The following is a 15,874-nucleotide window of genomic DNA, read 5'->3' as shown; positions in this document are numbered from 1 at the left end:
CCCCAATCCCCACTCTCATCTACAATCATTCTTATGAATCTGCCTTCATTTCTTTGGTTGTGGAAAATAGCCGCCTGGTCGATGGGTTTATCCCTGCTGGCATATCTGATGTTAGCAGTGACCGGCGTTTGGATGTTTCGGGCGAGAACTTCGCAGCAATTTCCTTTTACGCCATTTCTGGGCGGAAATAGAGAGGTGCGATCGCTCCACTATCTAATGGGCATCAGTATGGTAAGTTTAGTGCTACTATTGCTAGCGATCGGGATTGTTGGCACTTTAGGACACTTTGGTTCTTTAGGTCACTCCTCACACTTGGCATCTGGATTGATAGTGGTAGCATTAGTTTTACTGTCTGCTTTCAGTGCCACGCAAATTAGTGCTAGACGACCTTGGGCTAGACCCTTACACATCGGCGTAAATATTATTCTATTTGTAGGATTTGCCTGGGTGTCCCTTACTGGTTGGATTGTAGTACAAAAGTATTTACCCTAAAGAATTACGAATTGAACAGTCCAGCTAAGACATAGACCTACCTTACAATGAAGAAAAGCATTGTAATTGAGCCGTGACAGAAAATTCAGCCAATATATCAGCTTCTGTCTTTCGTTTGTCTCCTTTGATTCGGATAACGTTACTAAGTCTATACGTAGCACTCACAGTCCCATTACCCTTTTTATCGCAGGTAACAGCCGCACCCGTACCTCCAATATTATTGTGGATAGGGATTGGCATTGGCTTAGTTGCCTTGTATGCAGTATTGACTGAACAAGTAATAGTAGATGACCAGGGAATTCAGGTTACTTACCCCGCCTGGGTTCCTCGCTTTTTCCGTAAAGGCTGGTTTTTACCTTGGTCAGAGGTAAAAGAGTTAAAACCCCGCACCACTGGTCAAGGAGGGTTAGTTTATTACTTCCTCAGCCACGATGGGAAAGCTTATTTACTACCAATGCGTGTATCTGGATTTGTCCGTTTCGTGCAAATTGTCCAAGCAAAGACGGGTATTGATACTACAGATGTTCGTCCTTTAGCACAGCCGTGGATGTATCTGATTTTACTAGTATTGACACTGCTGCTACTATTGGTCGATGGCTGGGCGATCGCTACAGCTTTAACTACTGCACAATTAACTTAAAATTGAGCATTGGTTATTTCTCCCTATCTCCTCACTCCCCTTGAATAAGGCAACACTCAGGCTAGAGCAAGTTAATCTGTTTACAAAGCTGAAAACCCAACTTCCTGGGAATCAGCAAGGGTATCCCATATTGCAGGATATTGACTTGGAAGTATTTCAGGGCGATGGCTCCGCCAACGCCTGCGGCGAACGCATTGCCATTGTAGGGCCAGTAGGCGCTGGGAAAACTTCGTTATTACGTCTCCTCAACCGCCTAATTGAACCCACTAGTGGCAAAATCTATCTAGAAAATCAAGAATATCGCCAAATTCCTGTCATCGAGTTACGCCAGATGGTTGTACTTGTATTGCAAGAATCAAAGCTGTTGGGGATGACAGTTCAACAAGCCTTGGCTTATCCTTTAGTTTTGCGTGGTTTGCCCAAACAGACAATTCAGGAACGAATCAGTTATTGGACAGAACAACTGCATATTCCCAATGAATGGTTAGGGCGAACTGAGGTACAACTTTCTGCGGGACAACGACAACTAGTAGCGATCGCTCGTGCCTTACTCATCCAACCTAAAATATTATTATTAGATGAGCCAACCTCTGCCCTTGATGCAGGTACAGCATCTCATCTAATGCAAGTCTTAACCCAGTTGAGTCAAACTCATCAAACCACGATTCTGATGGTAAATCACCAACTGGAACTTGCCCAGATGTTTTGCACTAGGTTATTACACCTACAACAAGGTCGTTTATCCGCAAATCAAACAGTCTCTGAAATAAACTGGCTTGAATTACGAGAAAGCCTAATTAAAGCAGAAACTCAAGACGATTTTGGATTTTAGATTTTGGATTCTTAGATTTTGAATTGGTCAGAAGACAGAAGTCAAGAATTGTTATCTTAACTCCCCAATTCCCAATTCCCAATTCCCAATGCCCAATGCCCAATTCCCAATTAAACTTGACTACTACTAAGTGTTGAACGTTGATTATTAAATCTTTCTCTAGCTAACTTTGTTGTTTGTGATTGTGAAATATTGGTATTCAAAATTTCCATGTTAAAACGGTATCCTACATTGCGGATAGTTTGAATCAAGTTCGGTTGACGAGGGTCAAGTTCCACCTTTTTCCGCAGCGATAAAACGTGAGTATCAATGGTACGAGGGTTATCGATAGCGTCAGGCCAAGCACGACGCAGCAATTCCGACCTACTCAGAGGTACTCCCCCAGCTTGTGCCAAAACGTACAGCAAACTGAATTCTTGAGGCGTTAAATCGATAAACTCCCCCTGAAAGCGGACACGGCGCTGAACTAAATCGATTTGCAAAGTGCCATAATCCAAATAAGCTGGTGCAGTAGGTGTGCGTTTCCGACGAATCAGCGACTCTACCCGTGCTAAAAACTCTTGCATCCCAAAAGGTTTGCTCAAATAATCATCTGCACCCGCCTTTAAACCTGCCACAATATCACCTTCACTATTACGGGCAGATAGCATTAGGATTAGAGGCTGCTCCTGACGATGCAACCAACGACAAAATTCAATGCCATCGCCATCAGGCAAGTCTGCATCTAATACTACCAGTGTTGGTTGATGGCTTAAAAATACTTCCCTTGCTTGATAAATACTGGCAGCTTGATGCACGCGGTATTCCAGCTGTTGCAAGTGCCAACCCAACAACGACCTCAGATGGGGATTCCCCTCAATGATTTCTATACAAACCGAACCCACAGCGGCAAGACCCCTTAGCGTCTGATGACTTTCAAAGTAACAAGCCCGTCACTAAGGTTTTGTAGCCTTTGTTACTTCAATTGCTATTAGCTTTACATTTCCTCATAAGAAGCGTAGCAATATCTTTAATTTATGCCTTGCCGGAAGGCAATTAGAAATATTATTAAATTTTTATTAAATCTTTCAGCAGTGTTGTTATACTTATGAAAAATTCTTTCAGCTTAACATTCTGCTTTTACATGGTGTAATGTGGCAAATATCTAATAATTCAATCAGTTAAGAGTTAATGCAACAGCTTTTTAACCTGATGGTCAAAGTAGATTTTTCGCAAAAATTAGTGCCTATATCCAAGAACATAACACCAATACAATTGGGCTATGGACTATGAAAATCAGAAAAATAATTTACCAGGAAACCAGAATCAATGTTTTCTGGAATAGGATTAAAGTAGCGTGTAGCTGCTATGAGGGTACTACCCAAAGTAGATGTGTTGACTTTGAGTTGATGTCAAAGTGAAATTACACTTCACTTTTGAGCGTGAATCATTTACAATTCTCATTCCAAGAGATTAATACAGCAGTTATGCTCCAAGACACACAAACCATCCGCTATTACCAAAGACTCACCGACGCCTTCGCCGAGTTATGGAATCGCGGTTATCGCACGGATGACATGCGGATGTATTTGGATGGATATCTAGCCGCATTGCGACAAAGTAACGTCATTGAACCTTATCTGATTCATCGTCTAGAAGAGGAGGCCAGCCGCTTCTTGTACGATGGATCAAATTTTGCAGTGCCGCAACCACAGCCCCAACCCGATTACTACTAAGTACCATTTACTTGGTCATTGATAGTAAACGTTGATTACCGCAGATGATTATAGCATATTATCTGTATTGGTCAATGCTTCGCCGTGGTGTGAGATTTTGGAGATATTGTATTGATTAAACGCATCCCCTCAGCCTATATTGGTTTTGCCAATGTGACTGAGGGGATTGTTGATTAGCTATAAAATCAAGCCAGCATAAACATAGATAAAGTATTTTGTCCGCAACCTATTAAAAAACCTTGAAAGAGGAGATATTATTTCTCTCCCCTTTCAAGGAAATTAAAACGGCATATTGCCTTGATTGCGTAAAGAGAGATTAGGAAGCTAGTGCTACTTCTACCTTTTGTTGCAATTCACCTTTTTGGTACAGTTCAATCAAGATGTCAGAACCGCCAAGGAATTCACCATTGATATACACTTGGGGAATTGTCGGCCAGTTAGAGTATTCTTTAATTCCCTGACGGATTTCAGAGTCTGATAGAACATCAACCGTCTCGAAGGGAACTCCCAAGGTATTGAGAATCTGCACAACGTTGTTGGAGAAACCACATTGGGGCATTAACTTGTTTCCCTTCATGAAAACTAAAATCTTGTTCTCTTGTAGCAAGTTATCAATTTTTTCTTTGAGTTCTGGTGTCATGGTAATTGTGTTTCCTATGTTGCATTCGATGATGACGAGTGAGGAGTTAAAAATCAATCACTCCTAACTCCTAATTCCTAACTCTATATTTACGAAGCTGGTGTTGCTTGCCAAGCTTCGGGAGTATATGTTTTTACTGCCAAAGCATGAATTGCTTCAGTTGACATAGCTTGACCCAACGCACCATAAACTAACTGGTGCTGTTGCACTAGTCCTTTACCTGCAAAGTGCGATGAAACTACTGTCACTTGATAGTGGTCGCCGCCACCAGTCAAGTCTTGCACCTGAACTTGAGCGTCTGGCAGTTCCGCCTTGATCATTGCCTCAACCTGCTGCGGACTAATCATCGCTATTCCTGAAAAAACTTACTTTTCTATTATTAACAGATATAAGGCAAATGCCTGTTCCAACTTCAGGTTTTGGCAGGGCTGGGGATAAATATGCCTCTGAGGTGGATTAATTTGAGAAGGCTGGGTTGAATGGCAGATAATTCCATCCTAGCACTGGGGCGTTCCAAGGTGCTGCTCTCCTTGAGAAGGATTTGAAAGATATGGGTGTTCAGAAAAAACAGGCAACCCCAATTTAATTTATTTTTTTGGGGATGAGGAAGACGAACTACCACCTTCTCTGGGATAGGGAGAATCAACAAAACCCAACTCAAATAACTGTTTATAGGCTTTTTTGCCTAAATCCCGTGTCGGGTTTTGACTTTTAATTATTTGAACCAATAATGGTACAGCTAATTCTGGCTGATTTTGTGCCCGATGTACTAATGCTAGTTGAAAGGTAGCTTCATCTCGCTTTTGGGCTGTTAATAGAGCTTTTTGGCGCTGAGAATCAGAAACTCTATTGTCAATTCCCGAAAAGCTAGAATTTAACTCTTGATAAAAATTAGATAGCTGATTATAAACCTGACGTGCTTCTTGTAGTTTCTTAGCAGCTAAAGGATAGTTTTGAGCAGAAACGGCTTGGTCTGCCTCTTTGACTAAGCGATCGCCACCTTCAATGCTCAAAAGGCTGTTACTTTGGGTTATAGGACGCAGGTTATTGGGATCGTTGGGATCAATGGGTTGTGGGCTATTAGTGCCTGGTGACTGTGATACCTGAGCATTCACAGGTGATAGCAGGCTGAGGACTGCTATGACTGATAAAACGGTACGGTGCATCAAGGTAACAGCGGCAGCAGTGTTCATGGGAATCAATTAGTGCGACAACTATATAAAAAGTTATGGAAACTTCGGGTATCTTAACTCTGTTTTGGTCTTGGACAAAGTAAAGACACATCCTAAGTATCTCTGATTTAGGACTGAAAATTGCTTTAATAGAGTTCCCATTGCCCTTGTATACCCTTGTATAGTAACTAACTTAAATCCTCATGATGAGCGATCGCTACGATAGACTGGGTTGACGCGTTAATTTTTCTGATTGTGCTTTCTCATCGGTTTACTAGCAATCGACTTGCAACTATCTATAGGATTACTATTTGATTTTTGAAAAGATCCGTAGGGTGCGTTACGCTGTCGCTAACGCACCAAACCCTAATAGTGCGTTATGAACTTCGTTCTAACACAACGCCAGTTGCTACTACAACGGAGGGAACCTCCGCAACGCACTGGCTCCCCTACAATACCTAATTTTGTTCAAAAATCAAATAGGAGTCCTATAACTGAAGTAAGTAAGAATATTTCTTATCAAGCAATTCAGTAGTTTGCAGATAACCGTTAGCTATTTGCTCAAAAAAATGCCAATTTGGCTGGTTGTCTTGTGAATAGAGGGTAATCTATATATGTATACATTCCCAACGGTTGCAAAATAGCACTAAATTTTTGGTGATTTAATTCAGGATGGATATAGCAATTAGCAATTAGTGTCAAACCTTAAAAACGTGCAGTTTATTCATTATGCACGGTCAATGGTTAAGAGCCAGTCTTAGGACTATTACCGTTTAATGAGATCAAGAATTAGTAATTTCTGCAAATGCGTGATTAGTAATTTTTCTTTCTTGATGGCTTAATTGTTGCAGTGCCTTTCCTAAATCATTTGTGATGCTTTTGGCATCTTGTTTTATACAGCCACTCATGTAATCCTCTACCCTGATTGGAGAGCCAATGTCAATACTCACATCTGTACCCCAACTTGGATAAGGTTGGCTGTAATTAATGCCTATAGGTATAATTTTCACTCCCAACCCAGAATGACTAGATTCAGCACTCAAAGCAAGACGAGCAATTCCCGGTTTCAACTGGTGAACTTGCCCATCACGAAAAATATTACCTTCTGGAAAGATAACCACAGTTTTTTTCTGCTGAAGTAGCTCAACTCCATGTCGCAGTGTGCGAATTGACGGATGCTTAGAATTTACAGGAAATCCCCCCAAACGTTTGACAAACCAGCCTTGCAAACCTTGGCATTCGTCAATAGTCACCATAAACCGCAGGTCTTGTTCTCTGCGACAATTAGCAGTAGCGTAAGGTACGAGCAATGCATCCCAACGCGCCCGATGAGTAGGCGCGAGGATCGCAGGCCCAGTTGTAGGGATATTTTTTTGTCCGGTTATTCTAATTTGTCCAAAGAATAATGGTAATAGGCAGTGACGGCCTAATAAATGTGCCAGAGGACTTAACCAAGGAGAAACCCTTGAGGTAGTAACAGCCACCGGATGATTTGCTGGTGTATGCTGGCAGGGATCGGATGAAGAGTGAAATTCAATCATGACGGATGCAGCTGATTGACGGGTAAAATTTAACAAAAAGCTTGATTAGTTACACCGTAGATTCTCTTGCGTGACTTGTCTTGTGCTATATGGACAGTTTTACCTCTGTCCGTTAGTTTACACTACGCCGCCTAGTAGCAAACCAAGCCTGTAATTGTTGACGACAAGCTGACTCTAGAATGCCTCCAATGACCTGGAGACGGTGATTAGAAGCAGCACTATCGGGTATGTTAATAACTGTACGAATTGCGCCAGTTTTTGTATCGTCTACTCCATATACAAGTTGTCCTAGACGCGCTTGCAAAATAGCACCTGCACACATTGGACACGGTTCAAGAGTTACGTAGAGGGTGCATTCATTGAGATGCCAATTTTGTAAAGTTGTTGCAGCTGTCTTGAGAGCGAGAATTTCCGCATGGGCGGTAGGGTCTTTGTCGCGCTCTTTTCTATTTTCTCCTTGTGCTAGCAATTTGCCTGTTGAATCAATAATAACAGCACCGACAGGAACTTCACCTGCATCACCGGCTGATTTTGCTAATTTTAAGGCACAACTCATCCATTGTTGATGTATAAGATATTCTGTGTATTTAGTTTGCATATTCTTATCAACATAAAAATTTCAAAATTCAACACATTTTCTAAGGTGCGCGTCTTGTAAGCCTTTGAGCGGGTAAGTCACACATTTTACAAGAAAGAAAAAGTATGTAGCCCGCAGACTAGAAATCTGGGGCTAAATAGTTAGGGTTAACGCTCTTTTATTACTCTCGTCAGATTAAATTTGAAACCCTATTTTGGCGTTAGTTCGCACAGGCGGACGAGAGTTTGTATAGCCGCGATTTCTAATCGCTTGGATTATTCTCTTTCCAGAGTCATAGAAGAGCGTTAATTTGATTTCTAAATAGCGGCTTGGGCTAAAAGGAGATCGAGTTGGCTTTGTGTGTTTAGCTGATAGAGGTCATCGCAGCCGCCAATGTGCTGGTTATTAATGAAAATTTGTGGTACACTGCGTCGTCCGTTAGCACGTTCTGCCATTTTAGCTCTGGCTGCTTCGTTACCGTCGATTTTATATTCAGTAAAATTTACACCTTTCCACCATAGGAGCATTTTGGCACGAATGCAGTAAGGACAAGTTTGCCACGTATAAAGTTCGACGTTGGCTTTGACTCGCTCTGGATGACGATTTAATAGGGGATTAAGAAAGTCCAGCATATTTTCGCAAAACAAAATCTTAACTATATCTCTAGCCTAGATCGTTGCTTACCGCATCGGTGCTGGAACCCACTTTTGGAAACTCTCTAAATGATTCCAGTAAGACAAATATCCTGTCAATGCCCAAATTAGAGCGGCTACTATCAGCACTGCTACGCCAATTAGCCGCCAAGTTCGGTTAGTTTTCCAATAGAGAGTTGGCGCTGCAAAAATACCACCTAAGCCAGTTAAAATAAAGCCGATTCCCGATAAAAGCGGCTGCTTTGTCAAATTCAAGTTGATGATGCGGATACCCACTACGATCGCAACTATGCCAGCAAAGAAGCCGTAAACTGCTATTGTCAATAAATCCCAACCTTGAGCAAGTGAAACCGCAGCCGCAACAAACAAGATTCCAAATAAAACGCTTGTCTCGCCAAAGGCAATATTAAAGCTACCAGCGATTGGCCAGGTGAAACTCATGTGTAAACCAGTTGTGAGTGCGATCGCACCTGTAATTCCAAATCCAGGAATCCACGGTCTTTGATTATAACTATCTATACCACGATACACATAGTCAGCTAGTAAAAATAGCCCAGCTACCATATTAATTAACATTAATGTGATGTAGTCGATAAACACGATTAACCTCTTAATTTGACAAGCTATTTACTCTCCGCCTCATTTTTCAGTTTTTAGTGAATTTATCAGCTTTTTTATTTATTACTTTATACCTGAAGATAGATACTGAAGAAAAGTAATGTTCTAGATATATATTGCTACCCATTTATGCCAGTTTTTAACTTAGTTAGTTTTGAACGCGTTTTATACTGAAATAATATTGAGTCAAAAATCAGGATGTGCTAAATGGTACTTTTCTAACGAGTTAGCAGTAAAACTTAACTTTCTTCCACGTGTATCCGCCCTTTGGTAGACTTGAAGACTGAAATAGCCAGATAAAGCGACAGAAATTCAAGCAGTTGAGAGGGCAGACTCTGTGGAAAATACACTTGGGTTAGAGATTATTGAAGTGGTAGAGCAAGCCGCGATCGCATCCGCAAAGTGGATGGGTAAAGGCGAAAAAAACATCGCTGACCAGGTAGCTGTGGAAGCTATGCGGGAGCGGATGAATAAAATCTATATGCGCGGTCGCATTGTAATTGGGGAAGGCGAACGCGACGACGCGCCGATGTTATACATCGGCGAAGAAGTTGGTATCTGTACCCAACCAAATGCTAGTAGCTTGTGTAACCCTGATGAATTAATCGAAATCGATATCGCAGTTGACCCCTGTGAAGGCACGAACTTGGTAGCTTATGGCCAACCTGGTTCGATGGCTGTCTTGGCAATTTCTGAAAAGGGTGGATTATTTGCTGCTCCTGACTTTTACATGAAGAAGTTAGCAGCACCTCCCGCAGCTAAGGGCAAGGTAGACATCAACAAGTCAGCAACAGAAAACCTCAAAATCCTCTCTGAGTGTCTAGAGCGCTCTATTGAAGAACTCGTGGTCGTGGTCATGAAGCGCGAACGCCACAACGATTTAATTAAAGAAATCCGTGAGGCTGGAGCGAGAGTCGCCCTAATTTCAGACGGTGATGTGGGTGCAGCTATCAGCTGTGGTTTTGCTGGAACTAATATCCACGCGCTGATGGGTATCGGTGCGGCTCCTGAAGGTGTAATCTCGGCAGCTGCAATGCGTGCTTTGGGCGGACACTTCCAAGGTCAATTGATTTACGATCCGGCAGTAGTCAAAACAGGTCTGATTGGAGAAAGCAGAGAAGCTAATATTGAGCGTTTAACGTCTATGAATATCAATGACCCCGATAAGGTCTATGATGCTCACGAACTAGCATCTGGTGAAACTGTTCTGTTCGCTGCTTGCGGCATTACCAGTGGTAATCTGATGAATGGTGTACGTTTCTTCAACGGCGGAGCTAGAACTCAAAGCTTGGTAATTTCCAACCAGTCTAAAACTGCTCGATTTGTTGATACAATTCACATGTTTGGTGAACCTAAGACTCTCCAATTAAACTAATTTTTAGGGAATGGGGAATGAGAAAATTAGGGGTAAAGCATTTGGAAATAAATCTTTCTATAAAATAGAAAAATAGTTGCCAGAATGCTTCATCCTTACACTAGTTAGTAGTTAGTATTTAGTGATTAGTTATTGTTTATTGATTGAAAAAACTATCAACCAATAAACAAAAATTCCCCATTCCCTATTCTGACTCAATGCTCTATTTTCAACTACCAACTAGTAACTACGATTTAGCAAATGAATATAGCAGTGGTGGGGTTAAGCCATAAAACAGCCCCAGTAGAAGTCCGGGAAAAACTGAGCATTCCAGAACCACAGATTGAAAGTGCGATCGCTCAACTCGCCAGCTATCCCCATATTGACGAAGTTGCAATTCTTAGCACTTGTAACCGTCTAGAAATCTACATTGTTACCAGTGAAGCAGACCAAGGTATCCGAGAAATAACTCAGTTTCTTGCAGAATATAGTAAATTACCCGTTATTTCTCTACGACAACATTTATTTATGTTGCTACATGATGATGCAGTGATGCACGTCATGCGAGTAGCAGGTGGTTTAGATAGTCTGGTACTCGGAGAAGGTCAAATTCTGGCTCAGGTGAAAACTACTCACAAATTGGGACAGCAATATAGTGGTATAAAAACCATTTTGAATCGATTATTTAAACAAGCGTTGACAGCTGGTAAGCGGGTTAGGACTGAAACTAGTATTGGTACTGGCGCTGTCTCTATTAGTTCAGCGGCTGTGGAGTTAGCACAGATAAAAGTGGCAAATTTAGCTGCTTGTCGAGTGGTAATTCTGGGTGCTGGTAAAATGTCGCGGCTGCTGGTGCAACACCTAATTTCTAAAGGTGCTGTGGAAATTAGTATTGTAAATCGCTCTCGCGATCGCGCCCAAGAATTAGCAAAGCTGTTCCCCCAACAACAAATCCAAATTCATCCGCTATCGGAAATGATGACTGTAATTGCCGATAGCGATTTGGTGTTTACAAGTACTTCGGCAACAGAGCCAATACTCGATCGGGCAAAGTTGGAAATGGTTTTAGAAGTTCAGCGCTCTCTAATGTTATTTGATATTTCTGTGCCGCGTAATGTTCATGCGGATGTGAATGAATTGGAAAATGTGCAAGCGTTTAATGTGGATGATTTGAAGGCTGTAGTAGCGCAAAACTACGAAAGCCGTCGCAAGATTGCACAAGAAGCAGAGAAACTTTTAGAAGAAGAAGTGGAAGCTTTTGATATTTGGTGGCGCAGTTTAGAAACTGTTACCACCATTAGCTGTCTGCGAAATAAAGTCGAAACCATCCGCGAACAAGAGTTAGAAAAAGCTTTGTCAAGATTGGGTTCGGAATTTGCCGACAAACATCAAGAAGTGATTGAAGCATTAACACGGGGAATTGTCAATAAAATTTTACACGATCCGATGGTGCAATTGCGATCGCAGCAAGATGTGGAAGCTAGACGGCGCTGTATGCAAACTTTGCAAATGCTGTTCAACCTAGATGCAGGTGAGCAGTTTAGTTAAATTGGACAAAAAAATCCCCGATTTTTCTAAAGAAGTCGGGGATTTTTAGCTTTTAGATTAGATATACTTCTAATTAGATATGTGTCTAATTAGAAGTTAGTTATGCAACCAGAGCAATTTAACATCTTACTGCGCTTTTTCAAGGCATTAGCGGATGATAGTCGATTAAAAATTGTAGGTATCCTGGCGAATCAGGAGTGCAGCGTCGAAGAATTAGCGGTGCTACTGCAACTTAAGGAACCGACAGTATCCCATCATTTAGCGAAACTTAAGGAGCTAAATTTGGTGACAATGCGCCCGGAGGGTAATAGCCGTCTGTATCAATTGGATAGCGAGGCTTTGCAAAGCATTAGCAAGGAAATTTTTACACCTGAGAAAATAGCATCTTTGATTGAGAATGTCGATACTGAAGCTTGGGAAAGCAAAGTGTTGAAAAACTATTTTGAGGGTGAATCTCTCAAAGAAATTCCTGCTAGTCGCAAAAAGCGTCTAGTTATTCTCAAGTGGTTAGCAAACCAGTTTGAAGTGGGAGTCAACTACCCTGAACGCCTAGTAAATGACATTCTCAAACGCTACCATCCTGACTGCGCCACCTTGCGACGAGAGTTGATTGCTTGCCAGTTAATGCAGCGAGAGAACGGGGTTTATTGGCGTATAACATAGATATCAAAGATGAATAAGCAACCGCACAATCATAGGTCGTATATTTATGCAGTTAGAAACACAAAAAATACATTACACACCTGAAGAGTATTTAGAAATTGAAGAAAAAGCAGAATATAAAAGCGAATACCGTGATGGAGAAATTGTACCGATGACGGGTGGCACTACAAATCATAATAAAATTGCTTTGAATTTAGCTGCATCCTTAAAAATTGCTTTAAGGCGTAAAAATTATGATGTTTATATTGGTGATGTGCGTTTATGGATACCTCGTTCTCGGCAGCATACCTATCCCGATGTGATGGTGATTGAGGGACAACCTATTTATACAGGAACCAGCACAACAACGGTTATGAACCCGATGTTAATTGCTGAAGTTTTATCTAAATCGACTAAAAATTATGACCAAGGTGATAAGTTTCTTTATTATCGCTCTATTCCAGAATTCAAGGAATATATTTTAATTGACCAATATCAGTATCATGTAATGCAGTATGTAAAAACTGCGGAAGATCAATGGTCATTTACTGAACTTGAACATGAATCTGCAACTTTATCACTGCAAACGATTGATTTTCAAATTGAATTGCGCGACCTTTATGAGCAAGTCAATTTTGCAGAAAATAACGAAGATTAAAATAATTCTTAATGTCGCTAGTGGATTCGCTAATGTTTTCCACTGAGGTATACAATTTAATTTTAACAAGAGCCAAATTTAAAAAAAATTAATCAGATGAGAGCAAAACAATATCACCTTCTTTTGCAGCATTCTGAAAAAACTCTACCAATTTTGGATATAGTTCAAACAATGGCTCTATCTCCTCTTCGTCCCATCCTCCAGGGCTAGGATTTGGGTAAATTTCTGCCTCATTAAATACAGCAGAATTAAATCGACTCTTCAATTCTTCAACAGAAATTTGACTTAAAGTATTGGCAACATCTCGAACCTCTTCAAGTGTGAGATAGCGTACAAATCCGTAACTCGCTTCAAACTGTGTCGGCGTACCTCCCATAACGACATTACAAAGAGGAGGTGATACTTGGGTATCAACTTCCAAACTTGACTCTCCAGTGAGAAGAAAATGTAGTGCGTGCCAATCATCAAGGCTGAAGTCACGTTTATTGCTTCGTTGCTCTTGTAGTTGGGCAATCATTGCCTGTGGATTACTAAAATCAAAAACTAAATCATCTAAATTAAGCTTAAAGAAAGATGCTGCTGCTTCAGTATCATTCTGAATTTCTGCAAATTTTTGCGGCGTAATGCGTTTATAGCTAGCTGTAATACCCATAATATTTAGTTGAACCTAAATGCTATTAATAGTGTTCCCTTTGACTTTGGACAAGTAAAGGTATTCATCTACTTTTATTTTTCCAAAGTCAAATCACTAAATACATTGCATAAACAGAAAGTTTATAGCACTTTATTTTCCCAAATAAGCTTCTAGAACTTTAGGATTGCTTTGAATTTCTGCGGGTGTACCGTCAGCCAAATTCTGCCCCTCCGCAAGTACCCAAACGCGATCGCACAAGGACATAATCACATCCATATTGTGTTCGATAATCAAAAAGGTCATCCCGTCTTGACGGTTCCAAGTGATAATGCGATCGCAAATATCATCAATCAATTTCGGATTTACCCCAGCAGCTGGTTCATCCAACAAAATTAACTTGGGATTAGTCATCAACGCCCGTCCCATTTCCAGCAGTTTCCGTTGTCCACCAGATAAGCAACCAGCATAATCGTGTGCTTTTTTTGCTAAACCCACTGATTCTAATAGGAACATTGCCCGTTCTTCGAGTTGCTTTTCTTCCTTAGCGACAACGTGGGGCTGTAATTGCACTTGCCAAAAATTTTCACCCGTTTGTTTTTGCGCCGCCAGCAGCATATTTTCTAACACCGACAACCGCGAGAGAGTCCTTGCAACCTGAAAAGTGCGGATTACTCCCTGCTGGGCGATTTGATATGGTTGCAAGTTGTGAATCGGTTCGCCGTCAAAAATCACTCGCCCCCGATCTGGGCGGATGAAGTTTGAGAGTAAATTAAAGAAAGTAGTTTTACCAGCACCATTGGGGCCAATCAAGCCCGTGATGCTGCCTTTGGCAACTTCGATTTTCGCCTCATTAACAGCTTTGATACCACCAAAGCTTTTAGAAAGTCCAGTGGCTACCAAAAGGGGAAGTGGCAATGACTGGTTATTTACCAAGGGTAAGTTCCTCCTTTTTCCCTAGAATACCTTGAGGTCGCCAAATCATCAGTACCATTAAAATTAGTCCGATTACCACGATCCGAAATGCACCCAAACGGGCTTCATCAAGGGGAACGATTCGGGGTAAGACTTCTCGCGTCAGCGCATCGTAAGCAAAGAAAATTACCGCGCCTAAGATTGTGCCAACATTATTACCAGAACCGCCTAGAATCACCATGATCCAAGTGTCAAAGGTAATCTGGGGTTGAAAGTTATCGGGGTAAATGGCGGACAGTTGCCAAGCAAAGAAAGCACCAGCGATACCTGCGATCGCACCCCCTAACATTAATGATTGTAATTTATACCAAAAGACATTTTTTCCCAGCGCTTTGGGAATTTCTTCATCTTCGCGGATGGCTTTGAGAATTCTACCCCAAGGCGATCGCACCAAAATTTCTAAGCGCCAGTATACAAATGCTAAAACCAACAGCAACACCAGCATCAAACCCGCTTTTGGGTTGTAATTATACAATCCAATTACCCCAGAGATATAAATCGCTGCTGCCAAAACTGCTAAGACAATTCCCACACCCAAGCGCGACGCAAATTCTTGCTTGCTAGTTGTCCTTTTGCCTAAATCAGTAGTCCGAGATATTTGGGTGGTACGAATCCATTGCCACAAGCTAAAAAAAGTTACAGCAGCTAGTAGCGTTAACAATCCAATCATCACTAATTTGACAAACAAATTCGGCTCTGTGGATAGGGGTATGGGATAACTTTGCACGCCAAACGCTCCAGAAATCCAGGTATCACCCACAGGTAAATCCTGATTATTTACTACCAAACGAATTAATTCGCCCGTACCAATAGTGACAATTCCTAGATAATCTTCCCGTAAGCGTAGAGTTGCAAAACCAATTATCAAACCCAACAAGGCGGCGACAATTGCCCCGGCTAATGCCGATATGAGTAGGGGTACGCCCTTTAAGCTTAACAATACCGTTGTATATGCTCCCAGGGTCATGAAAGCAATATGACCAAAGTTAATTAACCCCGTAAAGCCCCATTGTAAATTGAGTCCCAAACCGAATAGAGCAAAAAGTGCTGTAGAAATTGCTAAGAAAATTAGATAGTCAACCATTTTAAATAGTTATTTGGGAATTAAGAATTGGGAATTGGGAATTGGGAATTGGGCATTGGGAATTGGGAATTGGGAATTGGGCAATAATTAATAGTTCTTCTC

At 41.4% G+C, this 15,874-nt stretch carries 19 protein-coding genes; 8 read left to right on the top strand and 11 right to left on the bottom strand.

The features are described 5' to 3' along the window. The first annotated feature begins 33 nt into the window (after positions 1–33). The 3 genes from CDG77_RS29650 to CDG77_RS29640 all read left to right on the top strand — a co-directional run bounded on the left by CDG77_RS29650 (position 34) and on the right by CDG77_RS29640 (position 1,964). Positions 34–492: a DUF4079 domain-containing protein gene (locus tag CDG77_RS29650; RefSeq protein WP_094332834.1), complete on the top strand. Its 459-nt coding sequence runs from the start codon at positions 34–36 to the stop codon at positions 490–492. Between the two features lie 73 nt (positions 493–565). Further along, a complete protein-coding gene (locus tag CDG77_RS29645; protein WP_094332833.1) occupies positions 566–1,132 on the top strand; it encodes a hypothetical protein in 567 nt (188 codons plus the stop codon). Between the two features lie 40 nt (positions 1,133–1,172). After that, positions 1,173–1,964, top strand: a complete 792-nt coding sequence (locus tag CDG77_RS29640) for an ABC transporter ATP-binding protein (RefSeq protein WP_442946447.1) — start codon at positions 1,173–1,175, stop codon at positions 1,962–1,964. Positions 1,965–2,074: 110 nt separating this feature from the next. Here the strand turns inward: CDG77_RS29640 and CDG77_RS29635 are convergent, their stop codons facing one another. After that, complete coding sequence (locus tag CDG77_RS29635) at positions 2,075–2,848, bottom strand: response regulator transcription factor (RefSeq protein ID WP_094332831.1); 774 nt, start codon at positions 2,846–2,848, stop codon at positions 2,075–2,077. 582 nt (positions 2,849–3,430) lie between these two features. On the opposite strand from CDG77_RS29635, the gene CDG77_RS29630 reads away from it, so the two are divergent. Continuing rightward, a complete protein-coding gene (locus tag CDG77_RS29630; RefSeq protein WP_094332830.1) occupies positions 3,431–3,679 on the top strand; it encodes a DUF6761 family protein in 249 nt (82 codons plus the stop codon). A gap of 316 nt (positions 3,680–3,995) precedes the next feature. Here the strand turns inward: CDG77_RS29630 and grxD are convergent, their stop codons facing one another. The 7 genes from grxD to CDG77_RS29595 form a co-directional block, all read right to left on the bottom strand. Further along, positions 3,996–4,319: a Grx4 family monothiol glutaredoxin gene (grxD, locus tag CDG77_RS29625; protein WP_094332829.1), complete on the bottom strand. Its 324-nt coding sequence runs from the start codon at positions 4,317–4,319 to the stop codon at positions 3,996–3,998. A gap of 89 nt (positions 4,320–4,408) precedes the next feature. Then, positions 4,409–4,666 carry a BolA family protein gene (locus tag CDG77_RS29620; RefSeq protein ID WP_094332828.1) on the bottom strand — a complete coding sequence of 86 codons (258 nt, stop codon included), beginning with the start codon at positions 4,664–4,666 and terminating at the stop codon, positions 4,409–4,411. Between the two features lie 240 nt (positions 4,667–4,906). Continuing rightward, the gene (locus tag CDG77_RS29615; RefSeq protein WP_094332827.1) at positions 4,907–5,512 is read right to left on the bottom strand and encodes a hypothetical protein; all 606 of its coding nucleotides are present in this window, start codon (positions 5,510–5,512) and stop codon (positions 4,907–4,909) included. A 761-nt stretch (positions 5,513–6,273) separates the two neighbouring features. Beyond that, complete coding sequence (locus CDG77_RS29610) at positions 6,274–7,032, bottom strand: lysophospholipid acyltransferase family protein (protein WP_094332826.1); 759 nt, start codon at positions 7,030–7,032, stop codon at positions 6,274–6,276. 112 nt (positions 7,033–7,144) lie between these two features. Beyond that, positions 7,145–7,630 (bottom strand): tRNA adenosine(34) deaminase TadA, encoded by a 486-nt coding sequence (gene tadA / locus CDG77_RS29605; RefSeq protein WP_094332825.1) that lies wholly within the window; start codon positions 7,628–7,630, stop codon positions 7,145–7,147. 296 nt (positions 7,631–7,926) lie between these two features. After that, the gene (gene grxC, locus CDG77_RS29600; RefSeq protein ID WP_094332824.1) at positions 7,927–8,241 is read right to left on the bottom strand and encodes a glutaredoxin 3; all 315 of its coding nucleotides are present in this window, start codon (positions 8,239–8,241) and stop codon (positions 7,927–7,929) included. Positions 8,242–8,289: 48 nt separating this feature from the next. Continuing rightward, entirely contained in the window at positions 8,290–8,862 is a 573-nt protein-coding gene (locus tag CDG77_RS29595; protein ID WP_094332823.1) for a DUF981 family protein, read from the bottom strand. A 355-nt stretch (positions 8,863–9,217) separates the two neighbouring features. On the opposite strand from CDG77_RS29595, the gene glpX reads away from it, so the two are divergent. The 4 genes from glpX to CDG77_RS29575 all read left to right on the top strand — a co-directional run bounded on the left by glpX (position 9,218) and on the right by CDG77_RS29575 (position 13,082). Beyond that, positions 9,218–10,255: a class II fructose-bisphosphatase gene (glpX, locus tag CDG77_RS29590; protein WP_094332822.1), complete on the top strand. Its 1,038-nt coding sequence runs from the start codon at positions 9,218–9,220 to the stop codon at positions 10,253–10,255. Between the two features lie 240 nt (positions 10,256–10,495). Continuing rightward, positions 10,496–11,782 carry a glutamyl-tRNA reductase gene (locus tag CDG77_RS29585; RefSeq protein ID WP_094332821.1) on the top strand — a complete coding sequence of 429 codons (1,287 nt, stop codon included), beginning with the start codon at positions 10,496–10,498 and terminating at the stop codon, positions 11,780–11,782. A 102-nt stretch (positions 11,783–11,884) separates the two neighbouring features. Then, a complete protein-coding gene (locus CDG77_RS29580; protein WP_094332820.1) occupies positions 11,885–12,445 on the top strand; it encodes a DUF2087 domain-containing protein in 561 nt (186 codons plus the stop codon). A gap of 46 nt (positions 12,446–12,491) precedes the next feature. Then, complete coding sequence (locus CDG77_RS29575; protein WP_094332819.1) at positions 12,492–13,082, top strand: Uma2 family endonuclease; 591 nt, start codon at positions 12,492–12,494, stop codon at positions 13,080–13,082. Between the two features lie 88 nt (positions 13,083–13,170). Here CDG77_RS29575 and CDG77_RS29570 read toward each other — a convergent pair whose 3' ends face one another. The 3 genes from CDG77_RS29570 to CDG77_RS29560 form a co-directional block, all read right to left on the bottom strand. Then, positions 13,171–13,734, bottom strand: a complete 564-nt coding sequence (locus tag CDG77_RS29570) for a YfbM family protein (protein ID WP_094332818.1) — start codon at positions 13,732–13,734, stop codon at positions 13,171–13,173. A 132-nt stretch (positions 13,735–13,866) separates the two neighbouring features. Further along, on the bottom strand, positions 13,867–14,649 hold the full coding sequence (locus CDG77_RS29565) for an ABC transporter ATP-binding protein (RefSeq protein ID WP_094332817.1): 783 nt from the start codon (positions 14,647–14,649) through the stop codon (positions 13,867–13,869). Then, entirely contained in the window at positions 14,639–15,772 is a 1,134-nt protein-coding gene (locus tag CDG77_RS29560) for a branched-chain amino acid ABC transporter permease (protein WP_094332816.1), read from the bottom strand. The genes CDG77_RS29565 and CDG77_RS29560 overlap by 11 nt, the downstream gene beginning before the upstream one ends. Positions 15,773–15,874: the final 102 nt, after the last annotated feature.

Origin of the sequence: Nostoc sp. 'Peltigera membranacea cyanobiont' 213, assembly GCF_002245975.1 — a bacterium.
In the GTDB taxonomy this organism is placed as follows: domain Bacteria; phylum Cyanobacteriota; class Cyanobacteriia; order Cyanobacteriales; family Nostocaceae; genus Nostoc.
Note: the sequence above shows the minus strand (reverse complement) of the source record. Positions and strands in the feature narration are given on the sequence as shown.

Excerpts from the sequence above, each read along its gene's own strand:
- CDG77_RS29650 (WP_094332834.1), top strand. The coding sequence starts at position 34 with ATGAATCTGCCTTCATTTCTTTGGTTGTGGAAAATAGCCGCCTGGTCG.
- CDG77_RS29630 (WP_094332830.1), top strand. The coding sequence starts at position 3,431 with ATGCTCCAAGACACACAAACCATCCGCTATTACCAAAGACTCACCGAC.
- grxD (WP_094332829.1), bottom strand. The coding sequence starts at position 4,319 with ATGACACCAGAACTCAAAGAAAAAATTGATAACTTGCTACAAGAGAAC.
- CDG77_RS29620 (WP_094332828.1), bottom strand. The coding sequence starts at position 4,666 with ATGATTAGTCCGCAGCAGGTTGAGGCAATGATCAAGGCGGAACTGCCA.
- CDG77_RS29615 (WP_094332827.1), bottom strand. The coding sequence starts at position 5,512 with ATGAACACTGCTGCCGCTGTTACCTTGATGCACCGTACCGTTTTATCA.
- CDG77_RS29610 (WP_094332826.1), bottom strand. The coding sequence starts at position 7,032 with ATGATTGAATTTCACTCTTCATCCGATCCCTGCCAGCATACACCAGCA.
- tadA (WP_094332825.1), bottom strand. The coding sequence starts at position 7,630 with ATGCAAACTAAATACACAGAATATCTTATACATCAACAATGGATGAGT.
- grxC (WP_094332824.1), bottom strand. The coding sequence starts at position 8,241 with ATGCTGGACTTTCTTAATCCCCTATTAAATCGTCATCCAGAGCGAGTC.
- CDG77_RS29585 (WP_094332821.1), top strand. The coding sequence starts at position 10,496 with ATGAATATAGCAGTGGTGGGGTTAAGCCATAAAACAGCCCCAGTAGAA.
- CDG77_RS29580 (WP_094332820.1), top strand. The coding sequence starts at position 11,885 with ATGCAACCAGAGCAATTTAACATCTTACTGCGCTTTTTCAAGGCATTA.
- CDG77_RS29575 (WP_094332819.1), top strand. The coding sequence starts at position 12,492 with ATGCAGTTAGAAACACAAAAAATACATTACACACCTGAAGAGTATTTA.
- CDG77_RS29570 (WP_094332818.1), bottom strand. The coding sequence starts at position 13,734 with ATGGGTATTACAGCTAGCTATAAACGCATTACGCCGCAAAAATTTGCA.
- CDG77_RS29560 (WP_094332816.1), bottom strand. The coding sequence starts at position 15,772 with ATGGTTGACTATCTAATTTTCTTAGCAATTTCTACAGCACTTTTTGCT.